The organism is Mariniflexile sp., assembly GCF_052728615.1.
Genome location: NZ_JBFVFE010000001.1, coordinates 194,917 through 217,607, shown reverse-complemented (window position 1 = coordinate 217,607; position 22,691 = coordinate 194,917). Strand labels below are relative to the sequence as shown.

General features: G+C 34.4%; 24 protein-coding genes. 5 read left to right on the top strand and 19 right to left on the bottom strand.

Going from position 1 to position 22,691, the window contains the following annotated elements:
* The first annotated feature begins 7 nt into the window (after positions 1 to 7).
* The 4 genes from ACU1LP_RS00980 to ACU1LP_RS00965 are packed head-to-tail and all read left to right on the top strand — an operon-like array spanning position 8 to position 2,762.
* Positions 8 to 622, top strand: a complete 615-nt coding sequence (locus tag ACU1LP_RS00980) for a conjugal transfer protein TraK (protein WP_445733599.1) — start codon at positions 8 to 10, stop codon at positions 620 to 622.
* Positions 612 to 1,541: a conjugative transposon protein TraM gene (gene traM / locus ACU1LP_RS00975; RefSeq protein WP_445733600.1), complete on the top strand. Its 930-nt coding sequence runs from the start codon at positions 612 to 614 to the stop codon at positions 1,539 to 1,541. The genes ACU1LP_RS00980 and traM overlap by 11 nt, the downstream gene beginning before the upstream one ends.
* Positions 1,538 to 2,389, top strand: a complete 852-nt coding sequence (locus ACU1LP_RS00970) for a DUF4138 domain-containing protein (RefSeq protein ID WP_445733601.1) — start codon at positions 1,538 to 1,540, stop codon at positions 2,387 to 2,389. Before traM ends, ACU1LP_RS00970 begins: the two co-directional genes overlap by 4 nt.
* 7 nt (positions 2,390 to 2,396) lie before the next feature.
* The gene (locus ACU1LP_RS00965; protein ID WP_445733602.1) at positions 2,397 to 2,762 is read left to right on the top strand and encodes a hypothetical protein; all 366 of its coding nucleotides are present in this window, start codon (positions 2,397 to 2,399) and stop codon (positions 2,760 to 2,762) included.
* Positions 2,763 to 2,771: 9 nt separating this feature from the next.
* On the opposite strand, the gene ACU1LP_RS00960 is transcribed toward ACU1LP_RS00965, so the two are convergent.
* From ACU1LP_RS00960 to ACU1LP_RS00930, 7 genes are all read right to left on the bottom strand, one after another.
* Entirely contained in the window at positions 2,772 to 4,121 is a 1,350-nt protein-coding gene (locus ACU1LP_RS00960; protein ID WP_445733603.1) for an RNA-binding domain-containing protein, read from the bottom strand.
* Between the two features lie 35 nt (positions 4,122 to 4,156).
* Positions 4,157 to 5,734, bottom strand: coding sequence for a type IV secretory system conjugative DNA transfer family protein (locus ACU1LP_RS00955; RefSeq protein ID WP_445735295.1), 1,578 nt, complete (start codon positions 5,732 to 5,734; stop codon positions 4,157 to 4,159).
* 15 nt (positions 5,735 to 5,749) lie between these two features.
* Positions 5,750 to 6,781 carry a MobB family relaxase gene (mobB, locus tag ACU1LP_RS00950; RefSeq protein WP_445733605.1) on the bottom strand — a complete coding sequence of 344 codons (1,032 nt, stop codon included), beginning with the start codon at positions 6,779 to 6,781 and terminating at the stop codon, positions 5,750 to 5,752.
* 11 nt (positions 6,782 to 6,792) lie between these two features.
* On the bottom strand, positions 6,793 to 7,194 hold the full coding sequence (locus ACU1LP_RS00945) for a BfmA/BtgA family mobilization protein (protein ID WP_445733606.1): 402 nt from the start codon (positions 7,192 to 7,194) through the stop codon (positions 6,793 to 6,795).
* 406 nt (positions 7,195 to 7,600) lie between these two features.
* Positions 7,601 to 7,774, bottom strand: a complete 174-nt coding sequence (locus tag ACU1LP_RS00940) for a hypothetical protein (RefSeq protein WP_179354348.1) — start codon at positions 7,772 to 7,774, stop codon at positions 7,601 to 7,603.
* Between the two features lie 35 nt (positions 7,775 to 7,809).
* On the bottom strand, positions 7,810 to 8,190 hold the full coding sequence (locus ACU1LP_RS00935; RefSeq protein ID WP_173587382.1) for a DUF6876 family protein: 381 nt from the start codon (positions 8,188 to 8,190) through the stop codon (positions 7,810 to 7,812).
* 78 nt (positions 8,191 to 8,268) lie between these two features.
* Positions 8,269 to 8,622: a single-stranded DNA-binding protein gene (locus ACU1LP_RS00930; RefSeq protein ID WP_445733607.1), complete on the bottom strand. Its 354-nt coding sequence runs from the start codon at positions 8,620 to 8,622 to the stop codon at positions 8,269 to 8,271.
* Positions 8,623 to 9,012: 390 nt separating this feature from the next.
* On the opposite strand from ACU1LP_RS00930, the gene ACU1LP_RS00925 reads away from it, so the two are divergent.
* Complete coding sequence (locus ACU1LP_RS00925; protein WP_445733608.1) at positions 9,013 to 9,219, top strand: hypothetical protein; 207 nt, start codon at positions 9,013 to 9,015, stop codon at positions 9,217 to 9,219.
* 29 nt (positions 9,220 to 9,248) lie between these two features.
* On the opposite strand, the gene ACU1LP_RS00920 is transcribed toward ACU1LP_RS00925, so the two are convergent.
* From ACU1LP_RS00920 to ACU1LP_RS00865, 12 genes are all read right to left on the bottom strand, one after another.
* Positions 9,249 to 9,794, bottom strand: a complete 546-nt coding sequence (locus ACU1LP_RS00920) for a hypothetical protein (protein WP_445733609.1) — start codon at positions 9,792 to 9,794, stop codon at positions 9,249 to 9,251.
* Positions 9,795 to 9,810: 16 nt separating this feature from the next.
* Positions 9,811 to 9,972, bottom strand: coding sequence for a hypothetical protein (locus tag ACU1LP_RS00915; protein ID WP_173587380.1), 162 nt, complete (start codon positions 9,970 to 9,972; stop codon positions 9,811 to 9,813).
* A 256-nt stretch (positions 9,973 to 10,228) separates the two neighbouring features.
* On the bottom strand, positions 10,229 to 12,025 hold the full coding sequence (locus ACU1LP_RS00910) for a ParB/RepB/Spo0J family partition protein (RefSeq protein WP_445733610.1): 1,797 nt from the start codon (positions 12,023 to 12,025) through the stop codon (positions 10,229 to 10,231).
* 376 nt (positions 12,026 to 12,401) lie between these two features.
* A complete protein-coding gene (locus tag ACU1LP_RS00905) occupies positions 12,402 to 13,490 on the bottom strand; it encodes a formylglycine-generating enzyme family protein (RefSeq protein ID WP_445733611.1) in 1,089 nt (362 codons plus the stop codon).
* A gap of 60 nt (positions 13,491 to 13,550) precedes the next feature.
* Positions 13,551 to 14,951 carry a sugar MFS transporter gene (locus ACU1LP_RS00900; RefSeq protein WP_445735294.1) on the bottom strand — a complete coding sequence of 467 codons (1,401 nt, stop codon included), beginning with the start codon at positions 14,949 to 14,951 and terminating at the stop codon, positions 13,551 to 13,553.
* 97 nt (positions 14,952 to 15,048) lie between these two features.
* Positions 15,049 to 16,545 (bottom strand): glycerol kinase GlpK, encoded by a 1,497-nt coding sequence (glpK, locus tag ACU1LP_RS00895; RefSeq protein WP_445735293.1) that lies wholly within the window; start codon positions 16,543 to 16,545, stop codon positions 15,049 to 15,051.
* A 29-nt stretch (positions 16,546 to 16,574) separates the two neighbouring features.
* The gene (locus ACU1LP_RS00890) at positions 16,575 to 18,146 is read right to left on the bottom strand and encodes an FAD-dependent oxidoreductase (RefSeq protein ID WP_445735323.1); all 1,572 of its coding nucleotides are present in this window, start codon (positions 18,144 to 18,146) and stop codon (positions 16,575 to 16,577) included.
* Between the two features lie 22 nt (positions 18,147 to 18,168).
* Entirely contained in the window at positions 18,169 to 18,834 is a 666-nt protein-coding gene (locus ACU1LP_RS00885) for an HAD family hydrolase (RefSeq protein ID WP_445735292.1), read from the bottom strand.
* 7 nt (positions 18,835 to 18,841) lie between these two features.
* Positions 18,842 to 19,657: a sugar phosphate isomerase/epimerase family protein gene (locus tag ACU1LP_RS00880; protein WP_445735291.1), complete on the bottom strand. Its 816-nt coding sequence runs from the start codon at positions 19,655 to 19,657 to the stop codon at positions 18,842 to 18,844.
* 64 nt (positions 19,658 to 19,721) lie between these two features.
* Positions 19,722 to 19,979, bottom strand: coding sequence for a hypothetical protein (locus ACU1LP_RS00875; protein ID WP_445735290.1), 258 nt, complete (start codon positions 19,977 to 19,979; stop codon positions 19,722 to 19,724).
* An 8-nt stretch (positions 19,980 to 19,987) separates the two neighbouring features.
* A complete protein-coding gene (fsa, locus tag ACU1LP_RS00870) occupies positions 19,988 to 20,641 on the bottom strand; it encodes a fructose-6-phosphate aldolase (protein WP_445735289.1) in 654 nt (217 codons plus the stop codon).
* Between the two features lie 10 nt (positions 20,642 to 20,651).
* Positions 20,652 to 22,688: a transketolase family protein gene (locus ACU1LP_RS00865; RefSeq protein WP_445735288.1), complete on the bottom strand. Its 2,037-nt coding sequence runs from the start codon at positions 22,686 to 22,688 to the stop codon at positions 20,652 to 20,654.
* Positions 22,689 to 22,691 lie beyond the last annotated feature (3 nt).

Below are 22,691 nucleotides of genomic sequence, written 5' to 3'. Positions count from 1 at the left end.
AATCAGAATGAAAACGCCTTATAAAAATATTTACAATGTCCTAAAGTTGAATCGTTTTATCGTTTTAGCAGTTATAGTATCTGCATTTTTGGCTAGTACATTTTCCGTTTGGATGGCATTTACTACTCATAAAAGTGCGCTAAACAGTGCCTTTGCCATCAATACCGATGGTAGCATCATTCCGTTAAAACTCGTTACCCAAAAAGAAAATTTCAGGGTTGAAGCTTTGGCGCATTTAGAACTGTTCCACAACTACTTCTATAACCTTGATGCCAGTAACTATGAACGGAACTTGGAAAAAGCGCTTTGGCTGGGTAACAGTTCCATTGATAACACTTATCGCCAAAAGAAAGCTGATGGCGTTTACAATCGACTGTTACAATACTCCCTGGTTCAAAAAGTGTTGAGTATCGATTCAAGGATAATCGAAAATAATGGTTCATATAGTTTTACCACGACGACCATTTTTGAAATCAATAGAGGTTCCATAATTGACACTTACGAACTGATTTCGACAGGAAACCTAATTATAGTCGATCGAAACTTTCCGAACAATCCACACGGATTATTAATTACAAACTATTTCGAAAACACCTTAAAAAAATTGAACAATGAAAATTGAAAAAAATAAAATTGTCTTTGCAGCAGTATTAGCTGTGATTTTCATATTCCTGATTTCCTATTCCGTTATGGTAATGGGCGATGATGAAAGTGAAAATGAAAACCTTGAACAGACTTTAGTACCGGATTTGGAAGAAAATCAAAAAGAATACGATTCCAAACTGGATGCCATCAATGATTTAAAAGAGGTACGTGAGAACAATGCGCCAAGCATTTACGATGAAAAACTGATTGATTCCCTTGGCTTTTATGATAAAGACCTGCCTGAACGTGAAAAACAACGTATCGTGGATAGCATCTACCCCACAGGAAAAATCAAATATTCTGATTTGAACTATCAGAATATTGGTTCAAGAAAAACAGCTCCTAAAAAGGTTCAAGAAGTAGATTCCGCAGAAATAAAACGGGAACAGAAGATTGAAGCCAAAGAATTGGGTCTTGAACATCAATTATTCTTTGCGGCTTCGCCCAAACCAAACGACATTTCAATTATCAGTAATACGGATGAAACATTATATGTAGTCGTTGATGGCGACCAAATAATTAAAGCAAATAGCAGATTGAGAATGCGCCTTACCAAAACTGCAATGATTAATAACATACAAATGTCAAAAAACACACTTGTTTTTGGATTTATCAGTTTTCAGCCCAATCGCGCTTTAATAGAAATAGAGAATATCAAACATCATCCTACCAAACTCAAAGCGTTCGATTTACAGGATGGTAGCGAGGGGATCTATGTTGAAAACAATTTTCGGGCAGAAGCCACCAATGAAGTTCTGGACGATGTTATAGGCGATATTAATATTCCGAGTGTTCCGCAAGTTGGCGGAATTACTAAGGTACTCAAACGTAATAATCGAAACTTAAAAGTAACCGTATTGAATAACTACAGACTAATTCTAAAACCAAAGCTATGAGAACATTTATTTTAATATCTGCCGTTCTAATTTACACTTTTGCATCCAGCACTAGTGCTGCACAATCAATAGCACAAACAACTAAATATCTGGATACTATTTATGCCAATGACACCAAAAATGTTGCGCTGTTTTTTCCAGAACCCATTCGACAAGGTATAACTGGATCTGAGAATTTTGTTTTCACTTATAACCGTGAAAAAGAACAGTATTTTGGTTTGCTGCAAGCAAAGCCTGGAAAAGAAAGTAATCTACTGATAATCAATAGAAATGGTTCAATTTTTTCGTATATTGTAAGATATAAAGAAAAACTATCGGAACTCAATTATTTCATACCTAAGTCAAGTAGCATTGGGAATGAAAGACCAACTAATGATTCAGTTCCAGTTATTATTTCTCAAAAAAATATTAATAACCGAGATTATTATTACCAGAGATTCAGTTCTTATCTTCTTGAAAGAAAGCAGCGTATTGGAAGGATTAAAAAGGAGAAAGAAGGTATTGTTTTAAGCGTTGAAAATATTGTTTTTGATACTGAAGAACTTTACTTCGTCATCCAGATTAAGAATAATTCTAGTTTGGATTATGATTTGAATTTCTTAAAACTCTCGGTTGAAACAAGACAGAAAGGAAAAAGAAAATCGTTACAACGTCTGTATCAAGAACCTATTTTTAAACAGAATCTGCCTTCGAAAATAATAGAAAATGAAACGGTGCGGTTTGTATATGTACTGCCAAAATTTTCTTTGTCCAATGACCGCAGAACTGTTTTGAAACTGCACGAAAAAGATGGCGAACGGAATATAGAACTGAAAATATCGCATAAATATATCAATAACCCAAATTAATAAAATTATGAAAAAATTAGTCATTTGCTCACTTATATTATTGTTCTTATCGTGTTCAGAAAACAAGAATCTTTCTCCTTCTGAAACCGCTAAAGTTGTTGCTGAAAGTTTTTATCACGGTGATGAAGCTACCTTAAAAAAATATACCACTGCGGAAGGCTATGCAAACCTTTCAAGTATCCAAGCAATGTTTGCTGAAGATAAAGATTCAGAAGCTAATTTTAAAGTGGTCGATGAAGCTATGGATGGCGAGGTGGCTTGGGTAAAATATTCAACGGTTTACGACCCAAAACCAGGGATTTTTAAACTGGTCAAAGAAAACAATCAATGGAAGGTAACGCATAATGGACCAAGGGATAAAGGACCTTTTTAAATAGAATTTCTATTTCAAGTTTTTATCGAGGTTTATTTCCCAATAACCCTGTGTACCACCCTGGCGTATTAAAAAACCTTTGTTCTTGATAGCTGTAATATGCTTACCAACAGCAGATTCATTAATACCTAGAGCTTCAGCTACTTCATTATAGGTTACGGAAGAATTTGCGGCAATAAGTTTAAGGACTTCTTTCTGTCTTTTGGTTAAAGCTTCAATTGCATCAATTGCATCACTTGTTACACCACCTGTTACACCACCTGTTACACCACCTTCTTCAATAGCAGCTTCATTAGCAACAAAGGTCATTCTCAGAAAATTGTCTGAAAAGACAAAACTCTCTTTACCATAATGTTCCAAAATACGGGGGATGCCAGAACCTAATTGCTCTACGAGTTCCAAATCTTTAAAAATTCGCATCAGTTCCTTATTTCGTGGGACTGAAAAGCCCTCGAAAAATTCTTGTTTGCTCAATCCTTCAGGCAGACCCCCAGCAGATGTAATTTCAATTCTATCGGCAAAAATTTCAAACTTTGGAACAATCTCGTTAGTGTAATCATTATGCACAAAGGCATTAATGATTGCCTCGCGTAAAGCGATGGGATTCCATAGGTTGGCTTGTTGTCTTTCTTTCGCTGTGATTTTAGTGTTAGTTCTATTTTCTACAGCAACCTTATCGATGACTTGTTTCGTTGCTTTTACCAAACATTCGTGACCGTACTCGTTGCTCTCTATTAAATCGATGCGATTCGAACTCAAATATTTGGCAACTTTTATAGAAGTATTGTTTTTGTCTGCCAATAAATATGCCGCATAATTATACAAACCATCCTCAGTAAGAAGTTCAAGGTTTTTAGCAAATGAATTACCAAGATTATACCCTGATTCCTGATAGTATATTTTTAATTGGCTAAAAGTTAAATCTTGCCGACTTGCCTTGATTTTACTTATGGAATTACGGGTGCGTTTCGCAAAAAGTTCGTCAATCATCTTTTGTGGCATTGGTTCTGCTGCAGAACCCAAACGAATGAAACAACCTTTTTCGCTCATTCCATATTTTTTGAGATGATATGGTTTTTCCGGACCACTGGCGACAATGATTTTTAGAATATGCTTGCCATCACTTTCTTCGCTCACAATATCAAACAAGCCAAGTGCAGAAGGACGGATATTGTTCTTCAGTCTATCCTTAATCTTCAATTGGTCGCCATCTGCATCTGGCAGGCCATAAGTATTTCCGTTTTTGTCAATACCGATATAGATAATGCCACCTTCACGATAGTTCAAAAAAGCAATGACCTCTTTTTCAAGTCCATCGGATAATTCTCGTTTATATTCTATGCGGTTTGTTTCGGTCATTACTTAAAATAAATCGGCAATAAAGATACTAATAATTAATTTTTAAATATTGACCTAGCCTCCTCATAAATCCGTTCAAAATTTGCCTCCAAGTCAGCATTTGAAAATTCCCTGCCATTTTCTGGAATCTCCCTCTGAATCTTTTCCAATTTGAATTGTACTTTCTTATCCTTTCCATCCGCATAGGTAATAAACTCGCCCTGTTTCAATCGAAAAAATACATCCGCCCTTATTTTTGGAATCTCTTTTTCTCCAGTGGTTACACGTGTATCAAAATCAAGATTGTGCCCTCGGCTCACACTTTTGGTTGGATCTTTGATAATCTCAAAAAATCGTTCGTAATATTTGGCTGTATCTGGGTCGTTGACCTTTCCGAAAAACTGATAGGAAAGATTGCTCAATATTGCTTTACTTGCCTTATCCCCATACATCATATCGTTTTGTATTTTGTCCTGCATCACATAGATTGTGGATATGTCATAACTTCGCAATGTGGCAGGAATACGGTGCATATTCAATAATCGTATAGTTGGCGCTTCTTCCATCAGAAGAAAAGATGGTTTGCTATTACGAACACTCATTTGCTTGGTTATAGTGTGAATAATGGTGGCGATTACTGGTGAATAGGATGTTTCGAATTTGGGGTTGTTCACAATCGAAATCACAGCAGGGTTATCTATATGATTGATATTTAAGGGAACTTCGTCCGCAGACAACGCCATAAAAATTCGCTGTGTGCTAATTCGTTTTAGCGCATTGGCCAGAGTGCTCTTTACACCTGCGGTCTGTCGTTCAGAATCTTTTCCACTGATAAATGCATCTGCCATTGCCCTCGATGTCGTATTGGTTTCCAAAAACTGGATAAGGCTTTCCGTGTCCAGATATTGATATATGGCAATCAAATGTGGAAGTGTACAAAACTGTGGATAGGTGGTTTTCAATTTCCAAATCAATCCACCAATCAAGCCTTCCGCTGCATCATTGAAGAATTTTGTTGTGCCAGTTGTTCCTGACTCTCTTTGCTCCAAAAGATTTTCGATTAATACCCTTGACACCTCGTTTACGCTTTCCTCGTTCTCTAAATAGCGTGGTGCAACAGGATTTACCCTATCTATGATTTTGTCGAAGGAAATTACCTTAAAAGGGATATTGGTATCCTTATAAAGTGGATAAGCCATCTCGGTCAGTTCAAAGTCTTTATAATCGTGGATAATTCCGCAAAAACCTTCTTTTTGGAAGTGTTTCAGGAATCCATACACAACACTCTCGGTCTTTCCGCTTCCGGCAGAACCAATAATTGATGCTCCACGTTTGATGTTGTCCAGTTTAAAGTTTCCTTTCGTGGTGGCAAAATTGACCTGATATTTGGCATTTCCATTTTTAGGTTTGTCCGTTTTATGCAAGAAAACATACATCCCAATATTAATTAATATCAGAGGACAAACAAAATAAAGTGCTATTTGCACCAATGGTAATTGTTCATTTAAATAATACACAAGAGCTGCAATCAATAGAAAATTGACGACAAATGCATATTTGCTTATCCGAAATATTCCATAGAAAACACTACTGGCCACACCAATAATTAAAAGTACTGTTACGAGATTGTACATTTGCATAATTTTAAATTAGATTCCGATGGAACTTGATTTGATGGCCACTTCCGCACCACGTCGTAGCCTATTAAATATTTTCATTGCCAATTGTGCTTGCGTGACAGGAATACTCGGCATCATCGGGATGCCACTTTTTCCCATTATTTTGAACGCCAATGCTTTTTCGTTAGTGGGCAATTTCATTAGTGAAGCAAAATAGATTTTTGGATTCTTGACAAACTCCTTTCTTGCCTTGTAGGTTTCAGCAAAGTTCCTTTGATAGCCAAAAGTCTTGTCAAAAGTCTTTTCTGCTTTCTCAAAAAAACCATTCCTATCAAATCCGCGTTTTACTGTTTTTCCATTTAATTCAACATCGGAAGCTTTGTATTTACTTCCTGGGGACAAGCTGAATTTATTGGAAGCATCCTTACGGCTCACAATAATATGGATATGACTTTGGTTTCCTGGTTTTGGCATTGCTTGTACGATTCGTTTTCCGTTCTGTTGGTGTGGTGCTTCTCTTTCGAGTTTCCCAATTTCTTTTTCCAATTTTTTCACATTCCCTTCTGCTCGTCCATCTTGCACATTTCGGACTTCAGTTTTTAGTTGGAGTATTTTTGTGGCATACGGTTGGTTTTCTCTTATCTGAAAGTCCGTTCCCTTAAATGTCCTTTGGTGTTCTATTTTTGCATAATATTTTATGTCGTCTATGGTTATTGGTCGCCCATTGATTTCGCGATTAAATGAAGCCACATAATCCTTCATAATTTCACGGGTATATTTTTGCAAATCCACACTATGGTTCTGCAACCGTTTCAGTTCGTATTTTGAAGGGCTTACGGTAATAGAATAAAACCGTGGCTCGTGCTTTTCAAGTTTTGCAGTATTGCCGTCTATTTCCCTGACCACTTCCTCTGCTAAAATCTCGTCGCCATATTGGTTAAAAAAATGTTCCGAATCCTGCTGCTCCAATCCATGGTTTTCTTTCTCCAGATAACCAACAAAATCAGCCGAACTTTTGGAATAATTGCCTCCCATTTTTTGAGGTGTTATCGTAATGTACATAGTTTAAAATTTTAGATTTCGTTGTTCGGTTTTTCCCTTTCCTGCCTGTATGCCGACGAGTTAGAAAACCGAACGTCCCTTTTTTCTTCCATAAATTTCTTTTCCAAAATCAACGGTTTCTTTTTTGGTTCTTCTGTCTGAAAAAGTGATTCCAACATTGCTACGGTAGGCTTCGTTTGTGTCTTTTCAACATCACGCATTATGGCGATTACTGCATTAATTCTTTTTAATAGTTTAGCTTCGATAGTTCTGCCCGTAGGACCTAATTTTTCCTTTGGCGATATCTCGTTATAGAAGAAAAAATCAAGTATGGCTTCCATCGTTTCCGTATGAGTCTTGAAGTGTTTTTTTGAAAATTCCTGAAAACGTTTGGCAGTTTTCCTTTTAAACCTGATGGTGATGAATGAATCCATTTTATTTCGCTTTATTTTGTGTTTGACGTAAATCCATCCCTGTTTACAGGCTGTTTAAGAGCCTTTGACGCAAATCGAAGAAACTTACATAATTCATTAGTTTTCAAGTAATTTAAAATCAATGGTTTATATAATAAAAGGAATATGTAACGTGGCTCTGCCCGTTACCCTCTTGCTATTCCTTTTCGTCCCGACCTGTCGGGACAAAAAAAATACCATTTCATCCAAAAATGTAATGGCTTTTTAACGATTGCTAATTGTAATTCGATTTTTTAAGAGTGTTATTCTTGAAGTTTAAAAGTATCTTTAAGGAATGGCTCTTTTTGTTGCAGAATATAAAATAACATGACAAAAAAAACCTCTAAATAATTAGAGGTCCTGGGTTAATAATTCAATTATAAATCTTCTAAATGTTAAAAACATAACTATAAGTGTATAAATTTTTAATCATTTCTTCGTCTATCAGGCTATCATAATCTGCGCCAGTTTCGTCAACATACTTTTTAATGGAATCTCCATAAAGATATGTAACGTGTTCTCTTGAAACTTGTAAAAGTTCCTCTTGCTTTTCCGAACTCAAATCTTGAAATTTAATATAAATCATATCTCAAAAATTTAATATTCACTTGGAAGCATCAGCGTATTATTTACAAAAAATAATCGCAATTCATCCAAAGGAAAATCGGTTACATTATATCTATGCGTTTCAAAAATTTTATCATTTCCATCGCTATAATTAATGATGGCTTCGCATTGCTTTTCAAACTGTTCCTTTTCAGAAAGTCGTTTAAAATCAATGGTAATAAATTCACTTCTATTCGATAAACTTTTTGCAATTACTGATGCATCCGTAATCAGCCAAAAGCATTCCGCTTCGTTGGCTAAATATTTTAATCCATCAGTAAAACGAGTTCCAATTAATGGAATTTTAAAGAACATTTCTGTACCACAAAAATGTTGCAAATCGGCTTTTATTTTGTTAACTTTATCATTCATTGTAATTCTATTTAATAAGATTAATAATGAAAAAGAGAGCGCAACTTTTCGAGAAGAACGCTCTCTTTTAATTTTAAATTATTCCGTAGCGTTATCGCCTTTAATTCCTAAAAGAAGAATTTCATCTACGACCACTTCAGTAACGTATCTTTTTTCTCCCTCTTTAGTTTCATAAGAGCGTGAGGTCAATTTTCCCTCTAGTGCTACCTCTTTTCCTTTGCCTACGTATTTCTCTACGATTTCGGCAATCTTGCCCCATGCCACAATATTGTGCCATTGGGTGTTCTGAACTTTTTCTCCCTGTGCATTTTTATAGCTTTCATTTGTAGCTATTGAAAATTTTGCAACTTTCTTTCCGCTTTCAAGGTTTGTGATTTCTGGCTCGTTTCCTACGTTGCCAATTAACTGTACTTTGTTTATTAGAGTACTCATAATTAAAAAATTTAAAGATTAATATTGACCTATCTGAACCATTCAGAAAGGCTTTGTTATTGATTTACTTATTATATCCAGAGCGTTTTCCTTTTTTTGTTTTTTTAACTTTTGTTCCGCTTCCTTTTTATTGATTTTGTAAGATTTCATAAGATTCATTTTAGATTTACTTCCCATAGAGCCGACGCTGTTACCTTCTTTTTGTTGCTTAGTGCTTTCGATATTCAGCTTTGTTTAGACATATAAAAAGTGCGAGGTACGAGCCTGGTTATGCTGTCGTTCAAAGCTGAATGTTGTTATTTTGCTGTCAAAAAAAGGTATGACGGTGTTGGATTACGGAAGTGATTCTAAAGTCTTTGTGAAATACAAAATCATAGGAAGTGGAACAAAATGCAAATACATTTTTCCTTATTTGGCGGACTTGATTCACGCTTTTTACTTGGGAATGAAGTGTTCCTTTCCAGAGAAGCGGGAAGGGTTAACGGAATGAAAAGTCAAAAGTGGGAATTAGGTCCAAGATATTTTAATGAAGCTCTTTTACTGGAATGTAGTTTTTACGGAATGGAAGGAAATGTGCTGAATGGAATGATAAGATAATCTTCCCCTCGTAAATTGAATATTTATTTTTAAAATAGTTTCTCTTGAATATCTAAAATACCATCGTTTTTTGAAACTTTATTCGTTTTCATAATATCTTTTAGTGCCTTTCTTCGCTTATCATAAATCCATTTTCTAAGATTATTCAACATACCCATTTCATAATCCGAAAGCTCTTTTGGTGCTATTTCAATCATAGCTTCTAATTGGTCTTTACTTTTGGTCTGCATTGCATATTGAAGCCCTAGCCATGTGTAAATGTTTGCCCATTCTGTTTGCATGGGTGCTTCATAAGTTCTTGGCATCATATAGGCTAAAGTCTCTGTAAGTGATGCCATTTTATCTCCTATCATTGAGCAAATGATTCGTGATAATTTGATTCTACCAAGTATATCTTTTGGTATAGTATCTTGCCATGCAGATTTAAAAACTATGATTGGACTTGCAAGACAATCCATAAAATCGAAAACGAAATCACTCTTATCCTTTTTAGTTGGTTTTACAACTTTATCTTTTGCTGATATCGGCTTACATTCAAAACCGAAATCGAACTGAACTACTTTTAAATTTTCCATGATGTGAGATTTTAAATTAAACACTATCTAATAATACTTGATAATTTGAAGGATGCTTATCTCTGTAATACGCTAAATGACTTTCTCCACTATCTACATCGTACTTTTCACTACTTGATTGATAATGTTGTTCTGCTTCTTGTAATGACATGTTGGGTTTTTCAGATACTTGTTTCATAATTCTATATTTTTGATTAAACAATATTTGAGCAGTACACAAACGGAAGCTAAAATCACAGCTCAAAAGGAAACGGAATAAATAAGCGTTGGATGATGCTTAGGCTTTATGCCGTAGTCTTTTGATGGGTGTATTTTACGAGTTTACCTTTGCGCTGATATTGATTGAATACTTTCTACTTACCCATTTTCATGAACGACTATATAAAAAAATAAGAGCCAGCACGAATGCTGACCCTTACTTCCAACAACAAAAGCTAATTGTTTAATTCCTGAATTTGCTTTTCAAGATTTCCTATTCGCTCTTTCAAACGTGCTTCACGCTTGTTTCTCTCTTCTGCATATTCCTTTTCAATATTTGCAATTTTGGTTTTATAATAGCCTTGCATCGCATTGTAGAATGAAATGTTCGTCAAGTTATTAACGTGATTGCTTTCGCCAAAATGTACTTGCTTGGTAAGGATGTACCGAATCAACTTATAGAAAGTTTCTTTTTTGAAATTCTTTTTGAAATTCTCGACAATTTCTACATCAGTCTTCTTGGATGTGTTCCCCAATAATTTTGAAAAGTGTTTTTGACGACCTACATAGTCCACATTATTTTCATATAAAGTTAATGAGAAGGCCACCATTTCATCTACCGAAAGTGTTTTCTTCTTTTCGATGTAATCAGTTTGACGAATCATCTGAACCATGTCTTCGAATTGCTTGTTGTTCTCAATATGCCTCTTTCGTATTTCTCTTTCGTTGATTTTAACGATTTGCTCTTCAGGCGAACACTCTGCCATTTTTCTATTTGCCATAGGTTCCGAATATGTAGAATTATCAGTTTTTGAATCTTCTATTAACTTCACAAAAATTGCTTTGTGAACATAAGTTTTTGGATGAAACATAACGCCATTTACAAATCCATTTTCTTTTGCAGAATTGTGTATTTCCAATTCTTCCTTGTAATTATCAATCGCTTCTTCAAGTTCAGCTTTCATTTCATCTTCAGAATAGTCGTAATGTTGGTATTCAGTCTTAATTACTTCTATTGTAGGCTCAATCGGTTCTTCGATTATTTCAACATCATCCAGAAGGTAGACTTTCAATCCATTTTTTTCCAATTGCGATATAACGAGCTGGTTATTATCGTCATTTGCCCAGTATTTGCGAATTTCAGGAATCAACAACACATTCTCTTTCTTCGATTTTTCAATCAAGTTCAAAAACGACTTACTTTTCTTCGTTTCATAACATGCTGATTTTGTACACACCATTTTACCATCGCCAAACAAATTGCCTTGATTTGCTGCATTGAAGGGACATTTTGTACATGCACCAACTTTGGTAATTAATTTTTCATTATTTACATCAAAAGGTGCTTTTTCCAAATCGTAAGTCTGGTTTTTAATCATCTGATTAATTTGATGTGCACTAAAATCCTCTCCCATTGTTTCCAGCATCATTTGCTGTTCTTCTGGCTCGAAAAGTGCAACACCTACTCCTAACGAAATAGTCATTTCGCCATTACGAACAAACACTTTAAAACCTTCAATTAGACCGGCTAATTTTAAACGTTGCCTTACAAAGTTTTCTGTTCTTCCCAACCGTTTTGAAATCTCTGTTGGCGAATATTTTTCGCTTAGGAATACTACCGCTTCAGCTTCTTCGGTAGGTTCAACATCTTGTCTTTGCAGATTTTCAATAATTTGAATTTCCAAAACATCATTATTATCATATTCCCTTACGATACTCGGAATTGTTTTCTTTTTCGCTAATTTGCTTGCACGATACCTACGTTCTCCCATTACAATGATGTAATCTTTTCCAGATTTTCGGACTGTAATTGGTTGTAGGACACCGTGTTCTTCGATGCTTTCAGATAGTTGCTTAAGTGCTTCCTCGTTAAAGGATTTTCTTGGTTGCATTGGGTCTGGGATAATCCTTCCAATACTTAGCTCTTGAACTTGAAGTCCAATGGCGCTTTGTGTCAATTTCTTCTTGACTTCATTTTTAACGGTGGCTGTTGCACTTCCGTTTTTACTTGTAGTACTTGCTCTTGTTGTCATAATACTTAAATTTTAGATTAAACAATATTTTTGCAGAACCCAAACGGAAGACAATAATTTCTGCTCAAAAGGAAACGGAATAAATGAGATGTTGGTGAAGCGTTGGCTTTATGCCGTAGTCTTTTGATGAGAATATTTTGCGAGTTTATCTTTGTACCAATATTGATATAGATATCTCTCCTATTAAGCGGATGCTATTTCAAAATTTTATATTGGTAATGTAGCATTCCTGCTACCATAGTTTCGGGACTAGGCAGGATGAAGTTTAGCGGACATCTAGAACTTAGGGATTGTGTCTAAATCTTTTTTAATGAAATTCTTTTCCTGAAATGTAAAGCAACGAAGTGTAGGGAAATGCGCTGAGAGGCTTTCAGACCTATTTAGCTTTAAGCATATCTGGGGTTACAACCGTTCTAAACCCTGTATGGTCTGAACCAGAATCTGGACTCATTCCCATTTTTGCAGAAATCCTAAAACTCGCACAATACGATGCATTGCACAAAAATGAACCTCCTTTTATAACATGTTCTTGTTGGTATGGATTGCTTGGACTATAAGCTTTATCTGCTCCTTTAGGGTTTAAAAGCTTTTTAGTTGCATTCAGCTCCTTATAATAATTTACATTAAACCAATCGCTTGTTAACTCCCAAACATTACCTAACATATCATAAACACCAATTGAGTTTGGTGGATATGATTCTACAGGCGCTATAAGCTCAAAGCCATCTTTCGATTCGTTTTTAATAGGAAAAACTCCTTGCCATGTATTTGCTCTTTCATTTAAAGCTTGAGGATTATTACCCCAAGTATAAATATTATCAACCGAAGTACCTTGAGCGGCAGATTCCCATTCTGCTTCTGTTGGTAATCGATGGTTTGCCCATTTACAATATGCCAATGCATCTTCAAATGCAATATGAACTACAGGATAATTATCTTTACCCTCAATAGAACTTTCCGGTCCTTCAGGATGTTTCCAATTTGCGCCAATTTCCCAAATCCACCATTGTGAATAATCACCCATTGAAGCAACCTTGTTAACCTTTTTATTAAAAATCAAACTACCTGGTTGTAATATAGAATCATGTGGTTTAGGTGTATTTTCTGGAAGCTCCTTTTTCATTTCTTCCCAATCAATTTCTCTTTCTGCAACTGTTTTATATTTAGTTTCATTAACAAACTTTTTAAATTGTTTGTTGGTTACTTCAGTTATATCAATAAAAAAACCATCAACTGTGACTTCATGTGCTGGCATTTCTCTATCCATTGCATATTTATCGCCTTCTTTAGCGCCTTGTAAAAAGGTTTTGCTCTCCACCCAAACCATGTTTTTAGGTGCTTTTATTACTGATGATTCTTTAAAACTAGAACCTACAGTTTTTTCGTTTTTACAACTATAAATAGCTAATGAAACTATAAAAATGAAGATAAAGTTTCTTTGAAATATATTTTTATGATGATACATATACTGTCTTATAATTGTTTTTTTGCTAATGCATTTATACTTATTTCCTTTTTTTACTATTTAATGAAACCCCACTTTAGGTTTTGTTATTTCCGTATTTTTCGATTTCCATTTTGAACTATAAAATCCATAAAACATAATATAGATATAGCAAAGCAATGGAACTATAAATGATGCTTGTAAACCTATAATATCAGCTAAAACGCCTTGAATTAGCGGTATTAACGCTGCGCCTAAAATAGCCATGATTAATAGAGATGATCCTTGACTTGTATATTTTCCTAACCCATCAATAGCAATGGTGAAAATATTTGACCACATGATGGAATTAAAAATCCCAACTGCTATCAAAGCCCACATAGCTAGACTGCCAGATGAAAATATAGCTAATGCGATTAAAAGCATACTTATGCTAGCAAATAACCCTAATGTTCTGCCTGCAATCCCTTTACCGATAACAAATGCCGCAAAATTAAGTCCTATTATCGCAATATAAGGTAGCACGGTTTGAAATTCCATTCCCGTAATAAAGAAAATCAAAGCAAAGGAAAGTACCGATAAAACTATCATTAAAGCATACTTTTTTGTTTTCTCCATAGCACTTAATGATAGTGCTCCTGAAAATCTACCAATCATAGTTCCTCCCCAATAGTAAGCCAGGAAATTTTTTGCAACCGCTTCTTCTAATCCCATTATGTTTTCTAAACCGATGAAATTTATCAGAAAACTTCCAATAGCCACTTCGCCACCAACATACATGAAAATAGCCAAAGTTCCATAAGAAAGATTTTTAAACTTTAATGCGCCTGTGCCTTTTACCACTTCATCTTCATTTACAAACTCTGGAAGTTTAATAAATTTAAAAACAACAGCTCCAACAAAGAAAATCAGCCCGAAAATAATATAGGGAATTTTCACAGCTTCTCCTCCTGATGAACCATGAGAAAAGAAATATTCATATATTAAATAGCCTCCCAAAATAGGAGCAATAGTAGTTCCTAAAGAGTTAAACGCTTGAGACATATTTAAACGTGAAGATGCTGTTTCTGGGCTTCCTAAAATTGCTACATACGGGTTTGCTGCAATTTGCAGCATGGTAAAACCTAAACCTAAGATAAAAAGTGCTCCTAAGAAAAACCCATACATTTTAAACTGAGCTGCAGGGAAAAACAACAGACACCCTAAACCAGAAATGACCAGTCCAATAATGATTCCGTTTTTATACCCAATTCTATTTATGGGATCTCCGATTCTTAAGGACAACAAATAATAAATTAAAGAACCAATGAAATAGGCACCAAAAAAACAAAACTGAATAAGCATAGCCTGCCAATATTTCAATACAAATATTTCTTTTAAATAGGGTATCAAAATATCATTCATACAGGTTAAAAAACCCCACATGAAAAATAAGGTTGTTAAAATGATAAGGCTTGAAGTATAATTCTTTTTTGCTTCCATAGTTACTTTTTTATAAGTTAATTTATTTGAAGGTATAACCGTATCTAGCGGTTTTTGCTTCTATGAGTTGGTTTGTTTTTAAAGGTTTAATTTAAAGTTATTTATCTTTTGTCCAATATTCTAAAGCGTTAATTGCCTTATACCAACCTTTAATATCTTTATCAATTTTTTCCCTTTCAAAAGTAGGATTAAAATGCTGATTGATTTCCCATATTTCTTGAATTTCATCAAGATTATTCCAAAAACCAATTGCTAATCCTGCTAGAAATGCAGCACCCATAGCTGTAGTTTCTACAACTTTAGGGCGAACTGTTACTGTATTTAATACATCTGCCTGAAATTGCATCAACAAATTATTTACAGTTGCACCACCATCTACACGCAATTCTTTGATTGAAATTCCTGAATCTGCTTCCATTGCCTTTAAAACATCCATAGTTTGATAAGCAATTGACTCTAAAGCTGCACGAGCTATATGAGCATCTGTACTTCCTCTTGTTAATCCAAATATAGTGCCTTGCGCATGTTGATTCCAATGCGGTGCTCCTAATCCTGCAAAAGCAGGTACAAAATAAACACCTTCAGAACTTTCTACTGAACTTGCCAGTTTTTCAACCTCATCTGAAGTTCTTATAATTTTTAAACCATCTCTTAACCATTGTACAACGGCTCCAGCTATAAAAATACTACCTTCTAAAGCATAATGGGTTTTCCCATTTATTTTCCATGCAACCGTTGTTAGTAAATTATTTTTTGAAACAATAGGTTTTTCGCCAATATTCATCAACATAAAACAACCTGTTCCATAGGTGTTTTTTACCATACCTGGTTTGGTACACATTTGTCCGAATAATGCCGCCTGTTGATCGCCAGCAATTCCAGCAATAGGAATCTTCGCATCATAAAATGTTGATTTGGTATGTCCATATATTTCACTAGATTGTTTTACTTGCGGCAACATACTTTTTGGTATTGTAAAAAGTTCAAGCAATTCATCATCCCAATCCATTGTATTCAAATTATATAGCAATGTTCTTGAAGCATTAGAAACATCTGTTACATGTTGCTCGCCTTTGGTAAAATTCCAAATTAACCAAGTATCTATGGTGCCCATAATGAGCTCGCCTACTTCGGCTTTTTTTCTTGCACCTTCAACATGATCTAAAATCCATTTTACTTTAGTTCCCGAAAAATAAGAATCAATAACCAATCCTGTTTTCTCTCTTATCGTTTCGCTTTTTCCTTGTTTTTTAAGTGCATCACAATAATCAGCAGTTCTTTTATCTTGCCAAACAATGGCATTATAAACTGGCTGTCCTGTTTTTTTGTCCCAAACAACTACCGTTTCACGCTGATTTGTAATACCAATAGCTGCAATATTTTCAGCATTTAACCCTTTTATCGCAATGGCTTCAGCTGCTACTCCGTTTTGAGTTGACCAAATTTCATTAGGATCATGTTCAACCCATCCTGGTTTTGGAAAATACTGTGTAAACTCCTTTTGAGCAACTGAAACAATGCTTCCTTTTTTGTCAAAAATAATAGCCCGGGAACTGGTAGTTCCTTGGTCTAGGGCAAGAATATATTTTCCCATATTATATAATGAGTTTTAAATAATTCAATTTATAAAACATAATGGTTTGCTATTGTGGTAAACTCTTTAATTTGCTGTTGTTGCCATAATTTATCTTTACCTAATTCTTTTGCTAATATTGATGTTACAAGTGGTGCAATTTCTATAGCAGCTTTTGCATCTAAAAACAATGCACGAACGCGTCTTGCTAAAATATCATCAACTGTTCTTGCCATTTCATTTCTAATGGCCCAAATAATTTCAGCTTTTCTATATGGTAATCGGGAATGCAATTTTTCTCCCAATTCAGGTGTTTCTATAATTAATTTTTGAATACTATCTTGATCACTTCCATAAATATTTAAATGATGTGCATTATGAAGTGATTCTTTAGAACCATGTATTTGAAGGATTTTAGTTTTACAAGAAACATTAGGCAATTTCCCTATTGAAATAGCCTTATTAATAGTATCCTCAGCCATACGTCTAAATGTTGTCCATTTTCCTCCAGTAATGGTAATTAATTCAGAATTTGAAACAATGATTTTATGGCTTCTGGAAATTTCCTTTGTTTTTTCTGAATTATCTTTTGTTGCTGCCAAAGGTCTTAACCCAGCATATATGCTTAAAACATCAGCTTTGCATACCTTTTTGTTAAGATATTTATTTGCTGTTGAAATGATAAAATTTACTTCCTCATTTAATGCTCTAGGTTCTAAACTATAACTATTTAGCAATGTATCGGTAGTACCAACAATTACTCTATTATGCCAAGGCACTAAAAATAAAACTCTGCCATCATCAGTTTTAGGAATCATAATAGCATCATTTCCAGGTAAAAAGGATTTGTCTAAAACCAAATGAATACCTTGGCTAGGTCTAACTATATTTTTTGCTCCAACATTATCCATTTGCAAAATCTCGTCGGTAAAAATACCTGTGGCATTAATAATAACTTTAGCCTTTAAATTATAGGACATGTTGGTTTCACTATCATTTGCAACAACTCCATTTACAACACCATTATTATTTTTCAATAATTGTTTTACTTTAAAATGATTTAAAATAACGGCGCCATATTCAATACAAGTTTGGGCAATGTTTATAGCTAATCTTGAGTCGTCAAATTGTCCATCATGATATACTGTTCCTCCTTTAAGATGTTCATTTTTAATGGTTTTTAATCTTGAAGTAGTTTCTTTTTTATTGATGCGAGTAGATTTACCAAAACTTAATTTTCCGGCTAATATATCATACACTTTAAGTCCAACAGCATAAAAAAGGTTGTCCCACCAACTGTAATTAGGAATAATAAAGGATTGATTGCTAACTAAATGTGAAGCATTTTTTAATAATAACCCTCTTTCATACAAGGCTTCTTTCACTAAATCTATATTTCCTTGAGCTAAATATCGAACGCCACCGTGAAGCAGTTTTGTGCTTTTACTTGAGGTTCCTTTTGCAAAATCAACTTGCTCTAACAAGAGTGTTTTATAGCCTCTTGTGGTAGCGTCTAAAGCAACTCCTAAACCTGTAGCACCACCACCAATAACGATGACATCCCATTCAGAATTTTCTTGTATTTGTTTTACTAATGTTTCTCTTTTAAACAAAATCGTTATATTTATTTTTAATTAAAACAAACTATAGCAAACCTTCCCTTTCCAAATAAAGAATTGCTTTATCGAAATTTTCAAATATTTTATCTGCAAGCGTTAATTTTTTATGCATTTCCTTCATTTCTTGAATAGCAAAACATGTTAAGCCTGACAATTTTGCCGACTCAACACCGTTCTTCGTATCCTCAAAAACTAAAAAATCTTTTGAATTAAAATTAGATTTTTCAATTGCTTTTAAATAGGATTCAGGATGTGGTTTACTTTTTTTGACTTCACTTCTAGTTATAGAAAATTTAAAATACTTTTTTATATCTGTTTTTTCTAAAATAAAGTCTACATCACTTCTAACGCTTCCAGTAACCAAAAACATTGGTATTTCTAATTTGTAAAAATATTCCAAAGTATTGAGGGCATTTGGCATAAATTTAATATCCTCTTTTCTTAATCTTTTTTCTGTAATTTCTTCTTTAAGGTCTGATAATTCTTTAGATGTTATATTTAATTTATATGTTTCCACAAGCGCTTTAGCCGTCAGAGGTGTTGGAGTTCCGGCGCAATGCTCTGTATAATAATTATAACTTAATTCTAGATTATGAGCCTTTAACACTTCATTCCAGCAATTAAAATGGAAATGCTCAGAATCAACTAAAGTTCCATCAAAATCAAATATTATAGCTTTTATTTTGGACATTAATTTTTTAATTTAAACTTTTTAAATAATCCAAACTTTCAGGTATTTGCTTTACAACACCTAGACTTTCATCTTCAATAAACATATATTTAATACCTATTTTTTTTGCTTCCATCACTAGGTCTTTGATGCCAACATCCCCTGAACCCAAAACTACATTGGTTTCATCGTCAACTTGACCAGTGTTACTTGATTTTGTGCCAATCTTTCGATCTTTAAGATGCAATAACGAGAATTTTTTTGGATACTTTTTTAGTAGCTCCAAAGGATCGGCACCTCCCTGTTTTACCCAGAAAACATCCATTTCAAAGGTAAAATACTTGGCTTTTTTTGCCATATAGTCAAAAAGGGTTCTGTCCTTGTAAGGCCTGAATTCATAACCGTGAGGATGGTACGTCAAACTCAATCCTTCCTTTTTTAAAAGTTTGCCTGAGTTGTTAAAAATATTTGTGGCCTTTTTAATATCGTCAAAACCAAAATTATTGCCGTCATGTGGTATCCAAGCCACCGTCACATATTTCGCTCCAAAATACTTTGCGGTTTGGATAACTTTTTCAGGATTGTCCCGCAGCTCCTCATAGGAAGTACCTACGCCAACCATTTCCAATTCGTTTTTTTTAAGCAATTCTTTATACGCTTCCATAGAAAGTCCATAAGTATCACCTCCTTCTATATATTTAATTCCCCAGTCATGAATCAATTTGAGTGTTCCGGGAACATCTTTTTTAAACTGATTGCGCAAACTGTAAAGTTGTAACCCTACTTCTTGGGCAGGAATAAACGTGGTACTTATAAGGATTAAAAAGTTTGTAAACTTTTTCATTTTTAAGTGTTTTAATTATTTTTGGTTTTACTCTTTCACTTCATTATAATGCGACAGTTTAATCTTATTCGCTTTTGGAAATGCTATGTTTTGCATAACTGGAAACTACCCCATTGTCTTCTTTAACTGGTTCTTTACTAAAAGCATGTAACAAAACATTAAATGCCACTAATACTAATATTATTATAATAAAATCACCTTTCCTTTCTTTTGGAGAATTAGGATCTAATTCAGTACCTTTTGAATTAGCGTTACAACTAAAAGTAAGTAACAAAACATTTGTTACCAATAATGCTGAAATTATTATAAGAAAGGTTTTCATTATAATAATTATTTAGCGTTTTTATAATCTTCTAAAAATTTAGCTAAACCACTATCAGTTAAAGGATGTTTGAGTAATCCTTTTATGGAAGATAATGGTCCAGTCATCACATCGCTACCTATTTTAGCACAATTAATAACATGCATGGTAGTACGTACAGAAGCTGATAAAATTTGAGTTTCAAAACCGTAGTTATCATAAATTTGACGGATTTCTGCAATAAGATGTAATCCATCAGTAGAAATATCATCCAATCTTCCTAAGAAAGGCGACACATAAGTTGCCCCTGCTTTAGCTGCCAATAATGCTTGTCCAGCAGAAAAAACCAAAGTTACATTGGTTCTAATACCTTTATCTGAAAAATACTTACATGCTTTAATACCATCGGCAATAATTGGCAATTTCACAACGATTTGTGGGTGTAAAGCAGCTAATTCCTCGCCTTCTTTAACCATGTTTTCAAAATTGGTAGAAATCACTTCAGCACTTACATCCCCATCTACTATATCGCATATTTTTTTGTAATGTGCTAAAACGTTAGCTTCTCCAATAATGCCCTCTTTCGCCATTAATGATGGATTAGTTGTTACGCCGTCTAAAACACCTAATGCCTGTGCTTCTGCAATATCACTTAGGTTTGCTGTATCAATAAAAAATTTCATAATTTATGTTTTAAATTGTTTTTAAATATTCTAATATTTCTTTACTTACTTTTTCGCCTGTAAATCCAAACTTATCATCTAATACATTAGCTGGTGCTGAATACCCGAAATGGTCAAGTCCAAAAACTTTTCCTTTTTCGCCTACAAGTCCTTCTAGGTTAACTGGTAATCCAGCTGTCAGACCAAATAATGGTTTGTTTTTAGGAATCACCGCATTTTGATAGTCTTTAGGTTGAAGTTTAAATAAACCTTCAGAAATTATTGAAGCTATATTTACTTTCAATTCGTTTTCAGATTCTAATATTTCAGCTGCAGCTACTAAAGTGGCTACTTCTGATCCATTTGCGATTAATACTAGGTCTGGGTTTTCTACTTCTTTTACTAAATAGCCTCCTTTTTCAGCTGCTAAAGCATCTTGGTATCTTGACCCTCTATTTGACGGTAAATCTTTAATGCCTTGTCTTGAAAGAATTAAACCTGTTGGTGTGTTTTTGTTTTCTAAAGCCATTTTCCAAGCTACACTTGTTTCTGCTGAATCTGCTGGTCGTAAGGCTAAAAAACTGTTTTCTCCACTGTGGTTTTTAAGTTTCTCCATCAATCTAATTTGTGCCTCTTGCTCTATGGGCTGGTGTGTTGGTCCATCCTCGCCTACTCTAAAAGCATCATGTGTCCAAACATATTTTACTGGTAATTCTTGAATAGCACTTAAACGAATGGCTGGTTTCATATAATCTGAAAACACAAAAAACGTAGCCACAACTGGAATCACACCACCATGTAAAGCTAATCCGTTGGCAATACACGCCATGGTTAATTCGGCAACACCTGCTTGTAAAAACGAACCACTAAAATCTCCTTTTTTAAGGGCGTATGTTTTCTTTAAAAATCCATCGGTTTTATCACTATTTGATAAGTCTGCAGAAGAGACAATCATGTTTTCTACATGTTCTGCTAAATATCCTAAAACACCAGATGATGATGCTCTAGATGCTAATCCTGGTTTATGATGAATAGATTCAAAATCTAATTCTGGTAATTTTCCTGATAAAAAGAAATCTAATTTATTTGAAAGTTCTTTATTAGCTTCACTCCAAGATTTAATCTCTGCTTTCTTTTTGGTAGCCTTAGCTATTTTTGTTTTTATAATATCTTTGTAAAAAGTGCTTACATCATCAAAAACATCAAATGGTTTTTCTGGGTTCGCTCCTAAATTTAAAAGTGTCTTTGTGTAATCTGCACCAGTGTGTCCAATAGGCTGACCATGTAATTCGCAGTGTCCTTCGAACATAGATCCATCTGCTGCAACACAACCTTTACCAATAATAGTTTTCCCAATAATTAAAGTTGGTTTTTCGGTTTCATTATTAGCATTGGTTAAGGCTTTTCTGATTTCATCGTGGCTATGTGCATCAATAGTCACTACTTTCCATCCCCAAGCTTCATACTTCATGGCGGTATCTTCACTAGTTACTTCATCTGTAGATGTTGACAACTGGATATCATTGGAATCATAAAACATAATAAAGTTATTCAACCCTAAATGCCCAGCAATCCTACCTGCGCCTTGTGAAATTTCCTCTTGAACACCTCCATCTGAAATGAAACCATATACTTTATGATTCATCCAATCTCCAAAACGTGCTTGCAAAAACTTTGCTGCAATGGCTGCTCCAACACCCATGGTATGCCCTTGCCCTAATGGCCCTGATGTATTTTCTATCCCTCTTTTAACATCAACTTCTGGGTGACCAGGTGTAATGGAACCCCATTGTCTAAAGTTCTTTAAATCATCTTTAGCATAGCTTCCCAACAGATAATATTGTGCATACATTAAAGTAGATAAGTGACCTGCATCCATAAAGAAGCGATCTCTAAATGGCCAAGTCATATCCGATGGATCATAATTTAAAAATTCAGAATATAAAATCTGCATAAAATCCGCACCTCCCATAGGACCTCCTGGGTGACCTGAGTTCGCCTTTTCTACCATGGCTACTGCTAGAGCCCTTATATTATCGGCAGATCGTTGATCTAATTTTTTGTCCATTTT

Excerpts from the sequence above, each read along its gene's own strand:
- ACU1LP_RS00960 (WP_445733603.1), bottom strand. The coding sequence starts at position 4,121 with ATGACCGAAACAAACCGCATAGAATATAAACGAGAATTATCCGATGGA.
- ACU1LP_RS00875 (WP_445735290.1), bottom strand. The coding sequence starts at position 19,979 with ATGAAAACCTTTCTTATAATAATTTCAGCATTATTGGTAACAAATGTT.
- ACU1LP_RS00970 (WP_445733601.1), top strand. The coding sequence starts at position 1,538 with ATGAGAACATTTATTTTAATATCTGCCGTTCTAATTTACACTTTTGCA.
- ACU1LP_RS00930 (WP_445733607.1), bottom strand. The coding sequence starts at position 8,622 with ATGAGTACTCTAATAAACAAAGTACAGTTAATTGGCAACGTAGGAAAC.
- ACU1LP_RS00915 (WP_173587380.1), bottom strand. The coding sequence starts at position 9,972 with ATGAAACAAGTATCTGAAAAACCCAACATGTCATTACAAGAAGCAGAA.
- ACU1LP_RS00920 (WP_445733609.1), bottom strand. The coding sequence starts at position 9,794 with ATGGAAAATTTAAAAGTAGTTCAGTTCGATTTCGGTTTTGAATGTAAG.
- glpK (WP_445735293.1), bottom strand. The coding sequence starts at position 16,545 with ATGGGAAAATATATTCTTGCCCTAGACCAAGGAACTACCAGTTCCCGG.
- ACU1LP_RS00905 (WP_445733611.1), bottom strand. The coding sequence starts at position 13,490 with ATGTATCATCATAAAAATATATTTCAAAGAAACTTTATCTTCATTTTT.
- traM (WP_445733600.1), top strand. The coding sequence starts at position 612 with ATGAAAATTGAAAAAAATAAAATTGTCTTTGCAGCAGTATTAGCTGTG.
- ACU1LP_RS00935 (WP_173587382.1), bottom strand. The coding sequence starts at position 8,190 with ATGAATGATAAAGTTAACAAAATAAAAGCCGATTTGCAACATTTTTGT.
- ACU1LP_RS00965 (WP_445733602.1), top strand. The coding sequence starts at position 2,397 with ATGAAAAAATTAGTCATTTGCTCACTTATATTATTGTTCTTATCGTGT.
- ACU1LP_RS00885 (WP_445735292.1), bottom strand. The coding sequence starts at position 18,834 with ATGTCCAAAATAAAAGCTATAATATTTGATTTTGATGGAACTTTAGTT.
- ACU1LP_RS00865 (WP_445735288.1), bottom strand. The coding sequence starts at position 22,688 with ATGGACAAAAAATTAGATCAACGATCTGCCGATAATATAAGGGCTCTA.
- ACU1LP_RS00900 (WP_445735294.1), bottom strand. The coding sequence starts at position 14,951 with ATGGAAGCAAAAAAGAATTATACTTCAAGCCTTATCATTTTAACAACC.
- ACU1LP_RS00880 (WP_445735291.1), bottom strand. The coding sequence starts at position 19,657 with ATGAAAAAGTTTACAAACTTTTTAATCCTTATAAGTACCACGTTTATT.
- fsa (WP_445735289.1), bottom strand. The coding sequence starts at position 20,641 with ATGAAATTTTTTATTGATACAGCAAACCTAAGTGATATTGCAGAAGCA.
- ACU1LP_RS00925 (WP_445733608.1), top strand. The coding sequence starts at position 9,013 with ATGCAAATACATTTTTCCTTATTTGGCGGACTTGATTCACGCTTTTTA.
- ACU1LP_RS00945 (WP_445733606.1), bottom strand. The coding sequence starts at position 7,194 with ATGGATTCATTCATCACCATCAGGTTTAAAAGGAAAACTGCCAAACGT.
- ACU1LP_RS00955 (WP_445735295.1), bottom strand. The coding sequence starts at position 5,734 with ATGTACAATCTCGTAACAGTACTTTTAATTATTGGTGTGGCCAGTAGT.
- ACU1LP_RS00910 (WP_445733610.1), bottom strand. The coding sequence starts at position 12,025 with ATGACAACAAGAGCAAGTACTACAAGTAAAAACGGAAGTGCAACAGCC.
- ACU1LP_RS00980 (WP_445733599.1), top strand. The coding sequence starts at position 8 with ATGAAAACGCCTTATAAAAATATTTACAATGTCCTAAAGTTGAATCGT.
- mobB (WP_445733605.1), bottom strand. The coding sequence starts at position 6,781 with ATGTACATTACGATAACACCTCAAAAAATGGGAGGCAATTATTCCAAA.